6 protein-coding genes are annotated in these 10,878 nt (G+C 71.4%); all 6 read left to right on the plus strand.

Features of this window, described 5'->3' with window-relative positions; all coding sequences use genetic code 11:
- The first annotated feature begins 25 nt into the window (after positions 1-25).
- Positions 26-1,582, plus strand: a complete 1,557-nt coding sequence (locus AQJ64_RS39935) for an AMP-binding protein (protein WP_055632878.1) — start codon at positions 26-28, stop codon at positions 1,580-1,582.
- 81 nt (positions 1,583-1,663) lie between these two features.
- The gene (locus AQJ64_RS39940; RefSeq protein ID WP_079062214.1) at positions 1,664-2,635 is read left to right on the plus strand and encodes an LLM class flavin-dependent oxidoreductase; all 972 of its coding nucleotides are present in this window, start codon (positions 1,664-1,666) and stop codon (positions 2,633-2,635) included.
- Positions 2,636-2,639: 4 nt separating this feature from the next.
- Entirely contained in the window at positions 2,640-3,452 is an 813-nt protein-coding gene (locus AQJ64_RS39945; RefSeq protein WP_055632880.1) for a thioesterase II family protein, read from the plus strand.
- Positions 3,453-3,750: 298 nt separating this feature from the next.
- Positions 3,751-5,139: a dihydrolipoyl dehydrogenase gene (gene lpdA, locus AQJ64_RS39950; RefSeq protein ID WP_055632881.1), complete on the plus strand. Its 1,389-nt coding sequence runs from the start codon at positions 3,751-3,753 to the stop codon at positions 5,137-5,139.
- Between the two features lie 261 nt (positions 5,140-5,400).
- Positions 5,401-7,221 (plus strand): acyl-CoA dehydrogenase, encoded by a 1,821-nt coding sequence (locus AQJ64_RS39955; RefSeq protein ID WP_107120646.1) that lies wholly within the window; start codon positions 5,401-5,403, stop codon positions 7,219-7,221.
- 76 nt (positions 7,222-7,297) lie between these two features.
- The coding region (locus tag AQJ64_RS39960) for a type I polyketide synthase (protein ID WP_159060341.1) at positions 7,298-10,878 on the plus strand (3,581 nt) is incomplete at its 3' end.

The raw sequence follows: 10,878 nt of genomic DNA on the forward strand, positions 1-10,878 counted from the left end.
TCCACTCCTGACCGGGAAGGTCGACATGGAAGACCACATCAGCACCCTCCACGACGTCTTCGCCGCCACGGCGCGGCGCCACCCCGAGCTGCCGGCCGTCGAGCTGTCCGAATCGTCGATCAGCTACGCCGAGCTGGAGCGCGCGGCCGAGGCCCTGGCCGAGAGCCTCACCGCCGCACACGGCCGCGTCCGCTCGGTGGCCCTGCTGGCCGCGCGCAGCGCTGTCGCCTACGCCGGGTATCTCGCGGCACTGCGCCTGGGCGCGCAGGTCGTGCCGCTGAACCTCAAGTATCCGCCGCGGCGCAACTCCGCCATCTGCGAGCTGGCCGACGTCGACGTGATCGTCGCCGACGCGTCCGGGCAGCAGTGGCTCGCCCACTGCCCCTCCGGCACCGGGCCGGCGCGGCCGGTGCTGGGGCTCACCGACGAGGAACTCCTGGCCGCCGTCCCGGACGGTTCGCTACCGCCCGCCTCCGTCGGCCCCGACGACATCGCCTACCTCCTGTTCACCTCCGGCTCGACCGGGCGGCCCAAGGGCGTGCCGATCCGGCACCGCAACGTCCTGGCGTTCCTGGCGCACACCGTCCCCCGCTACGAGGTCGGCCCGGGCTGCCGTATGTCGCACACCTTCGACCTGACCTTCGATCTCTCGGTGTACGACCTCTTCGTCACCTGGGGCGGCGGCGCGACGCTGGTCGTGCCCGAAGCGGCCGAACTGCTGAGCCCCGTCGACTACGCGGTGAACCGGCGGCTCACGCACTGGTTCTCGGTGCCCTCGGCGGTCTCGGCCGCCGCCGGGCTCGGTGGTCTGCCCGCCGGGAGGGGGCCCGGGCTGCGCTACAGCGTGTTCTGTGGTGAGCAGTTCACCTATGCGCAGGCCGAGGCGTGGAGCGGATTCGCCTCCGCGTCGGTCGTGGAGAACATCTACGGCCCGACCGAGCTGACGCTGGCGTGCGCGGAGTTCCGGCTGCCGAAGGAGCGCCGGGACTGGCCGGAGACCGTGAACGACACCGTGCCGATCGGCACCGTCTACCCGGGTCTGGAGTATGTCGTCACCGACGACGGCGAGCTGTGCGTCCGCGGCCCGCAGCGTTTCGACGGATACCTGGACCCGCGCGACAACACCAACCGGTTCCTCGGCCCCGCGGAGCATGAGGGCCATGACGGCCCGGACGGCGGTGCGCTGAGCGAGGCGCACTACTACCGCACCGGCGACCGGGTCCGCCGTGAGGACGACGGCACGCTGATCCACCTCGGCCGCCTCGACAACCAGGTCAAGATCCGCGGCTACCGGGTCGAACTCGGCGAATTCGAGACCCTGTTGCGCCGCCACCCCGGCGTCCGGGAGGCCGTCGTCGTGCCGGTGCAGCACCGCGACGCCACCGAGCTGATGGCCTGCTACACCGGTGAGCCCGCCCGCGAGGCCGATCTGCGCCGCTCCCTGGCCGCGGGACTGCCGGTCCACCTGGTGCCGCACGTGTTCCTGCACGTGGAATCCATGCCCCTCAACCCCAACGGCAAGATCGACCGCGCCATCGTGGCGAAGCTCGTCGCCGAGCAGGCCAAGCTCACGCGGCCCTGACGGGCCGGGAGCGCCGGCCCGAGACCAGCACCCGTAAGTCGAAGAGAGGGATCGCGAACCGTGCTGACCGTCTATACAACGATGCCTTCCTGGCAGGATCGGACACCGCAGGAATACCGCCGCCGCGTCGTCGACGTGGCCCGCTGGACCGAGCAGGCGGGTTTTCGCGGCGCGCTGGTCTACACCGACAACACACTCGTGGACGCCTGGGCCGCGGCTCAGCTCGCCCTCGACCACACCGAGCGGTTCGTCCCCCTGGTCGCGGTCAACCCGGTGGACAGCCACCCGTTCGCCGTCGCCAAGACGATCAGCACCCTGGCGTTCCTCTACGGGCGGCGCGTCGACCTGAACCTGGTCACCGGCGGTTTCTCCAAGCACCTGAGCGAACTGGGCTGCGAACTGGGCCACCGGGAGCGCTACGACCGGCTGGCCGAGTACGGCGAGATCATCAGGCAGCTGACGGCGGCGCCGACGGCGGTGACCTACACCGGCAAGTACTACTCCCTGGACGCCGCCGTGGTCAGCCCGCCGGCCGATCCCGCCCTGGCGCCGGACCTCTATGTGTCCGGGGCCTCCGACGACTGCCGCGAGGTCGCGCGGCTGCTCGGCGTCGACCGGCTGTCCTATCCGCACCAGATCGACAGCTACCAGGGTGACCGGCCGCTCGCCGGCTGCGGTGTGCGCTTCGGCGTCATCGCCCGCGACGACGCGGAGGAGGCGTGGCGGATCGCCCACGAGCGTTTCCCGTCCAGCGAGTCGGGCGAGAGGCTGCACGAATGGGCCGTCGGCAAGGTCGAGTCGCACTGGCACCTGAAGCTCTCGCGCGACGCGCTGCGCTCGCACGCGCCGAAGGGGGTCTACTGGCTCTATCCGTTCCGGGCCTACCAGACGTTCTGCCCCTACCTGGTCGGGACCTACGCCGAGGTCGGTGCGATGCTCCAGCGCTACATGGCGCTCGGAGTGAGCACCCTGATCCTGGACGAAGTCGTGGAGCCCGAGGACCTGCATCACACCACGACCGCGCTCGACCACGCCTACGCGCAGGCCGGGTGATCCGATGAGCACACCGATCAGCACCTCGTCCGAATGGCTTCGCGGCTACGACGAGCGGCTCGACGCCCGGGTCCGCATGGTCTGCTTCCCGCACGCCGGGGGATCGGCGGCCTTCTACCGGCCGTGGCATCGGGGACTGCCGCCCCTGGTCGAACTGCACGCGGTGCAGTACCCGGGACGGGGCGAGCGCCGGACGGCACCCTTGGTCGACGACGTCCGGACCATGGCCGGACTCATCGTGGACGACCTGGCCCCGCTGCTCGACCGTCCGCTGGCCCTGTTCGGCCACAGCATGGGTGCCTTCATCGCGTACGAGGCGGCGCGGCTCCTCGAGGGGCGCGGCACGCCGCCGGTGCACCTGTTCGTCTCGGGGCAGATCGCGCCGTGGACTCCGGACGATGTGCGGAGCGGCACGGTCCGCGGCCACCCCCGCGCCGACATCGGGATCGCGGACGCCGACGACGAGGAGATGGTCCGCCACCTGGAGCGCCTCGGCGGCACCGAGGTCGAACTCCTGGCCGACCCCGAGATGCGCGAGATCTTCCTGCCCTACATCCGCAACGACTTCCGGATGCTCCAGTCCTACCGCCCGGCGGTCGGTCCGCCGCTGACCACCGCGATCACGGCGCTCACCGGTGCCGACGACCCGGTGGCCACCCCCGCCCTGGCCGCCCGGTGGCGGGACCTGACCACCGCGGACTTCGCCCTGGAGGTGTTCCCCGGCGGGCACTTCTTCCTGCTGCCCGAACAGGAAGCGGTGCTGGACCTCGTCACCACATCACTGACACAAGCGAATTCAATACGCCATCAGCCATAGCCGCCGGATCGTGCCCCCAGAATAATCAAATCGAAATTTTGGCTCACCGAGGATTGACCCTTGACCGACTGCTGCTCAACGTGCAACTCGGCCCAAGTGTCTCCGAACGACGCATAGTTGGAAATCAGTGGCCATCGATGCCGGTTGATTCCCCGGAAGTGATGTTGGACACCCTGTTTCATGGGGCAACCAGTCCGTCGACGTGATAGATATTGATTGGCTCTGACGGGATACCACGCCTTGCGACTCAAGAGGTTGCGCGTGGTAATGGGGGCGGCAAGCTAGGGGGACAGGCGACGTGCTCGACGGCGCGCAGAACATCTATGACTTGGTGATTTTAGGGGGCGGGTCGGGAGGTTACGCAGCCGCTCTCCGCGCCGCCGATCTCGGCCTCTCGGTGGCGCTCATCGAGAAGGCCGAGGTGGGCGGTACCTGCTTACACCGCGGCTGTATCCCGACCAAGGCCCTGTTGCACGCGGGCGCGGTGGCCGACTCGGCCCGCGAAGCGGCGAAGTTCGGTGTCCGGTCGACGTTCGCCGGCATCGACATGCCGGGGGTGAGCGCGTACAAGGACCGCGTGGTCGGTCAGCTGTACCGGGGACTCCAGAGCACCTTGAAGGCGCGGGGAGTCCAGGTCGTCGCAGGCGAGGGACATCTGCGCTCGCCCCATGAAGTCGCCGTCGGCCAAGCCGTGGTGAGAGGTCGTCACATCCTGCTGGCCACCGGCTCGGCACCCGCCTCACTGCCCGGCCTGGTGATCGACGGCGACCGGATCCTCTCCAGCGAGCAGGCGCTCCGGCTCGATCACGTCCCCGGCTCGGCCGTGGTCCTGGGCGGCGGAGTCATCGGCTGCGAGTTCGCCTCCCTCTGGAAGTCGCTCGGCGCCGAGGTGACCATCGTCGAGGCACTGCCCCACCTGGTCCCCACGGAGGACGAGGACTCCTCGAAGCTCCTCGAACGAGCCTTCCGCAGACGCGGCATCGCCTTCCACCTGAACAGTCGTTTCGCCGAAGCCGCCCGCACCGCCTCCGGTGTCCGGGTCACCACGGAGAGCGGCACCTCGATCGACGCCGAACTGCTGCTGGTGGCCGTCGGACGCCGGCCGGTCTCGGCCGGTCTGGGCTACGAAGCCGCCGGTGTGGAACTCGACCGCGGGTATGTGAAGGTCGACGAGTACTGCCGCTCCTCGGTGCCGTCCGTCTCCGCTGTCGGAGACCTGATCCCCACCCCGCAACTGGCACACGTCGGCTTCGCCGAAGGCATCCTGGTGGCGGAGCGGCTGGCGGGCCTCGACCCGGTGCCGATCGACTACGACGGCGTACCGCGCGTCACCTTCTCCCATCCCGAGGTCGCCTCCGTCGGCCTCACCGAGGCGCACGCGAAAGAGCGTTACGGCACCGACCAGGTCGTCACACTGCGGCAGAGCCTGGTCAGCAACGGCAAGAGCAAGATCCTCACAGCTCCCGGCGAGATCAAGCTCGTCCGGCGCAAGGACGGCCCGGTGCTCGGCGTCCACCTGGTCGGCGACCGTGCCGGCGAGCTGATCGGCGAGGCGCAACTGATCGTCAACTGGGACGCGCTGCCGGACGAGGTGGCTCACCTGATCCACGCGCACCCCACCCAGACCGAGATTCTGGGTGAAGCCCATCTGGCACTCACCGGGAAGCCCCTGCACGCCCACGACTGATCCAGTCCGCGGGACGGAGCCGTTCCACCCCGTCCCGCCCGGCCCCTACCACCACCTCACCGCTCGGTCACCGCTGCCCGCCGGGCAGTCCGCCGTGATGCCCGCGTACGTCCGCGCGGTCGCCGTCGCCCTGACCGCGGCCCGCCGTGCGCCCGACGGCGCGTTTCGCATGCCCGCACGGCCCCTCACCCGTCGACGACGAAGACCCAGACGAAGACCCAGACGAAGACCCAGACGAAGACACAACGGGGAACTCACACGATGGAACCACGCACCTCACTGCGCGATGCCTTGTCCTCGCTGGTGCACGGCGACTCCTACCGGGAGACGCTGCCGCGGCTGGAGGAGATCTTCTCGCCGGATCTCTTCGCCAGGCCGTCCGGACTGGCGGACCGGGACCGCCACGCCCTCACCTACCAGCGGCTGCGGCACATCAACGACCGGCTCGAGACCGGCACACCCCTCCTGCACCACCGGGACCTGCTCTTCCCGCTGCTGGAATGGGTCGCCCTCGCCGACCCGTCCCTCTTCTACGCCTTCTTCCTGCACCACTGCACCACGGTCGGCTCGATCCTGGAATTCGGCGCGGGCCGCGACGACCTCGACGACGTCCTGGCGCAACTGGCCTCCACCGACGTCGTGGGCGCCCTGCTGATGACCGAACTGGGCCACGGCAACAGCAACGCCGCCGTGCGCACCGAAGCCGTCTTCGACCCGGACACCCGCGAGTTCGTCCTGACCACGCCCGGTCCGGAAGCCGTCAAGTACCCGCCGAGCGTGGGATGTCCCGACATACCCCGGATCGGCATCGTCACCGCCAAGCTCGTCGTCGCCGAGCAGGACCGCGGGCTGTTCTGCTTCGTCGTACCGCTCAGGGACGCCGCCGGCCCCTGCCCGGGCGTGGTGATCGAGCCGCAGGACTCGGCGGCGATCCTCCCCCTCGACTGGGCCACCGTCTCCTTCCAGGGCGTACGCGTCCCCTACCGCCACTGGCTGCGGGACTCCGCCTCGATCGCGGCGGACGGCGGCTTCACCGACACCCTGAGCAACCCCGCGATGCGCTCACGGCAGGCTTCCCGGCTCATCCGGTACGTCTGGGAGGTGGCCACCGTCGGACTCGCCGCCGTCACCCGGGCCAGCGCCGCCGTCGCCGTCCGGCACGCCCACGAGCGGTACACCAACGGCACGTTCGCCGGATTCGCCGACCCCATGCCGGTGATCCGCTACCGCAACCAGCAGCGCACGCTGTTCGGCGCCCTGTCCGCCGCCTACATCGCCGCGATGGCGGCCAAGTCGGTCTCCGGGCCCGAACCGGTCGGGCGCAGCGCCGGCGAGATCCGCACCCTCTTCACCCTGAAGGCGGTGATCGACCAGCTCGCCGAGCGGGTCACCGCGGCCTCCCGCGCCGCCTCGGGCGTCCTCGGCTTCAGCCCGCAGAACCGCTTCCTGGACTACCAGGGCCTGGCCCACGCCTTCAACGCCGCCGGACTGAGCACCCAGGTCCTCCATCTCAACGCCGCCTGGACCATGGCCCTCGGCCTGGACTACCAGCCGCCCGCCGACGAACCCCGCACGCCGCACCAGCGCGACCTGCGCGACCCGGCCCGGTGGCGGGCGCTGACGGGCACCCGCGAGCGACGACTGCACGAACGGCTGGTGGCCGGACTCGGCGCGGCCCGGGCCGGCGGGCTCGCCGAGTTCGAGGTCTGGAACGACCGCTTCGACCTGGCCGAGCAGATGGCCGAGGCGCACGCCCTGCGCCTGCTGGTGGACCTCGTCCGTCAGGAGACCGACGCGCTGCCCGACGCCGACGCGCGCCGCCTCGCCCGCGACCTGTGTGCCCTGCACCTGCTCGGCGAGATCTCCGCGCACAGCGGCTGGTACCTCGCCGAGGGCCTGCTCACCGCCGAAGAGGTCAACGCCCTCCCGGACCTGCTCAACCAGCTCTGCCAGGACATCGCCCCGCACGCCCGGGACCTCGCCGACGCCCTGGACGTGCCCTACGACCTGGTGGGCGCGCCGATCGTGCACGCCGACTACGCGACCGCCTTCACCAAGGCCACCTTCGCCGACCCCGCGTAGCCGCGCCCCATCCCCCCACCCGCCACCCCCACCTCTCTCCCCTTGCACTTGCCCTGCTCGGAAGGTTTGCAGCACTATGCGTGACTCGTCCCAGACCCGTGCCCGGCTCACCTCCACATCCCCCACCCACGCCGTCGCCGTCGTGGGCATGGCCTGTCGGCTGCCCCTCGCCTCCGGCCCCGGCGCGTTCGCCCAGCTCCTGCGTGACGGCGTCGACGCGATCAGAGAGGTCCCCGCCGACCGCTGGAACGCGCGGGAGCACAGCGGCCCGGAGGCGGACGGACCCGGCCGGGCGGGAGCCAGGTGGGGCGGCTTCCTGGACGAGGCCGACCGCTTCGACGCGGCCTTCTTCGGCATCTCGCCGCGCGAGGCCGTGGCGATGGACCCGCAGCAGCGACTCGCCCTGGAACTCGGCTGGGAGGCACTGGAGGACGCCGGCATCCTCCCGGACACCCTGCGCGGCACCGCCGCGGGCATCTTCGTCGGAGCGATCTGGGACGACTACGCGACGCTGGCCCACCGCCGCGGCATCGCCGGCCTCACCCCGCACACGATGACCGGCCTCCAGCGCGGCATCATCGCCAACCGCCTGTCGTACGTGCTGGGCCTGCGCGGCCCCAGCCTGACCGTGGACAGCGGCCAGTCGTCCTCGCTCACCGCCGTCCACCTGGCCTGCGAGAGCCTGCGCAGCGGCGAATCGAGCGTCGCCCTCGCCGGTGGCGTCAACCTCGACCTCGTCCCCGAAAGCGCGCTCAGCCTCGCGGAGTTCGGCGCCCTGTCCCCGGACGGCCGGTGCTTCACCTTCGACGGCCGGGCCAACGGCATCGTGCGCGGCGAGGGCGGCGGTCTCGTCGTACTCAAGCGCCTGTCCGACGCCGTGGCCGACGGCGACCGTATCCACTGTGTCATCCGCGGCAGCGCGATCAACAACGACGGCGGGGGCGACAGCCTCACCACCCCCAGCCGGGAGGCCCAGGCGGACCTCCTGCGCCGCGCCTACGAGAACGCGGGCGTGCGCCCCGCGGACGTCCAGTACGTCGAACTGCACGGCACCGGAACCCGGGTCGGCGACCCCATCGAGGCCGCCGCCCTCGGCGAGGTCCTCGGCACCGCGCGGCCCGACAGCAACCCCCTGCTGGTCGGATCGGTCAAAACCAACATCGGCCACCTGGAGGGCGCCGCCGGCATCGCGGGCCTCATCAAGGCCGCGCTGGCACTCGAGCACCGGGAACTCCCGCCGAGCCTCCACTTCCGCACACCCAATCCGGCGATCCCGCTGGCGGAGCTGCGCCTGCGGGTACACACGGAGAACGGGCCCTGGCCGAACGCCGACCGCCCCCTGATCGCCGGCGTCAGCTCCTTCGGCGTCGGCGGCACCAACTGCCATGTCGTCCTGGAGGACTGGCGCGCCGGCAGCGACACCGACGCGGACCGTCCGACCCCCGCCCTGTCCGGCCCCGTGCCGTGGACGATCTCGGCCAGGACGGAGGGCGCGCTGCGCGGCCAGGCCGAGGCGCTGCTCGCCCGCCCGGCCGACGAGGCGTCCCCGGTCGACCTCGGCCACTCGCTGGCCACCACCCGTACCGCCTTCCCGCACCGGGCCGTGATCCTGGGCCACACCACCGACGACCTCCGCACCCGCCTCGAGGCCCTGGCGGCCGGCCGTCCCGCCACCGGCCTGATCCAGGGCACCGCCTCCCGCACCCCGGTCCGCCCGGTCTTCGTCTTCCCCGGTCAGGGCTCGCAGTGGGCCGGCATGGCCGTCGACCTCATGGACACCTCACCCGTCTTCGCCGAGCACATCCAGCGCTGCGAGCAGGCACTCGCCCCGCATGTGCCCTGGTCGCTCACGCATGTGCTGCGCGGCGGCAGCGAGACCGACCCGGAGCTGTCCCTCGACCGGCTCGACGTGGTCCACCCGGTCCTCTTCGCGGTGATGGTCTCGCTCGCCGCACTGTGGCGCTCGTACGGCGTCGAACCGGGCGCCGTGGTGGGCCACTCGCAGGGCGAGATCGCCGCGGCGCACATCGCCGGCGCGCTCTCGCTGGAGGAGGCGGCACGCGTGGTCGCCCTGCGCAGCCAGGCGTTCGCCCTGCTCGCCGGGACCGGCGGCATGGCCTCGGTGGCCCTGCCGGCCGCCGAGGTGGAGCAACTCCTCGCACCGTGGACGGACCAGCTGTCCATCGCGGCCGTCAACGGCCCGCGAGCCGTCACCGTCTCCGGTGACGTGCCGGCGCTCCACGAACTGATCGCCCAGTGCGAGAGCCAGGACATCCGCGTCCGCCTGCTGCCCATCGACTGCGCCGGCCACTCCGCCCACGTCGAGCGGATCCGCGAGCCCCTGCTGGACCTGATCGGCACCGTGACCCCCACGTCCGCGCAGGTGCCGTTCTACTCCACCGTCGAGGGCCGGTGGCTCGACACCGCCGAACTCGACGCCGGGTACTGGTACCGCAACTCCCGGCGCACCGTCGGGTTCGAGCCCGCCGTACGGGCGCTCGCACAGGCAGGCCACGAGACGTTCATCGAGGTCAGCCCCCATCCCATCCTCGCCACCGGCATCCAGGAGACCGTCGAGGACCTCGACGGCCAGGCACGCGTGGTCGGCTCCCTGCGGCGCGGCGAGGGCGGCCTCGACCGGATGCTCACCGCACTGGCCGAGGCATCGGTGCACGGCGTCGTCGTCGACTGGACCGCCGCCTTCACCGGCTCCGGCGCCCAGCGCGTCGACCTGCCCACCTACGCCTTCCAGCGCCGCCGTTTCTGGCTCGACGCGCCGGACGCCCGTACGGCACCGGCCCTGCCCACCGCCGTCGCGGAGGAGAACGACCCCGGCGCGGAACCGGAAGAGCTCACGCTGCGCAGGCAGTGGGCCGCGCTGACCGAGACCGCGAGCCGGGCCGCGGCGCTCGACCTGGTCCGCACCCACGTCGGCATCGTGCTCGGCGCGACCGACACCGACGACGTCGAGGTCGAGGCCTCCCTGCGTGAGCTGGGCTTCGACTCGATGATGGCGGTGGAGCTGCGGAACCGGCTGAACGCGGTGACGGGGCTGCGGTTGCCGAGCACGGTGGTGTTCGACCATCCGACGGCCGGCGCCCTGGCCCGGTTCGTACGGGCGGAGCTGCTCGGCGTGCCACAGGACACGGCGGGCGGGACGGAGCCGTCGCCGGTGGCCGTGAACGGTGCGGCGGACGCCGAACCGATCGCGATCGTGGGCATGGGCTGCCGCTTCCCCGGTGGCGTGCGCTCACCGGAGGACCTGTGGCAGCTGGTGGTCTCCGAAACGGATGCGATCTCCGGCTTCCCGGTCGATCGCGGCTGGGACCTGGAGGCGCTGTTCGACCCGGATCCGGATGCGGTGGGCAAGTCGTATGCCCGGACGGGCGGTTTCCTGTACGAGGCGGCGGAGTTCGATGCCGAGTTCTTCGGGATCTCGCCGCGTGAGGCGTTGGCGATGGATCCGCAGCAGCGGTTGCTGCTGGAGACGTCGTGGGAGGCGATGGAGCGGGCGGGCATCGACCCGGCGTCGCTGCGCGGCAGCCGCACCGGCGTCTACATCGGTGCCATGGTCCAGGAGTACGGTCCGCGTCTCGCCGACGCGAGCCCCGAGACCGAGGGCTACCTGCTGACCGGCACACACGGCAGCGTCACCGC

Origin of the sequence: Streptomyces griseoruber, from assembly GCF_001514205.1 — a bacterium.
In the GTDB taxonomy this organism is placed as follows: Bacteria; Actinomycetota; Actinomycetes; order Streptomycetales; family Streptomycetaceae; genus Streptomyces; species Streptomyces griseoruber.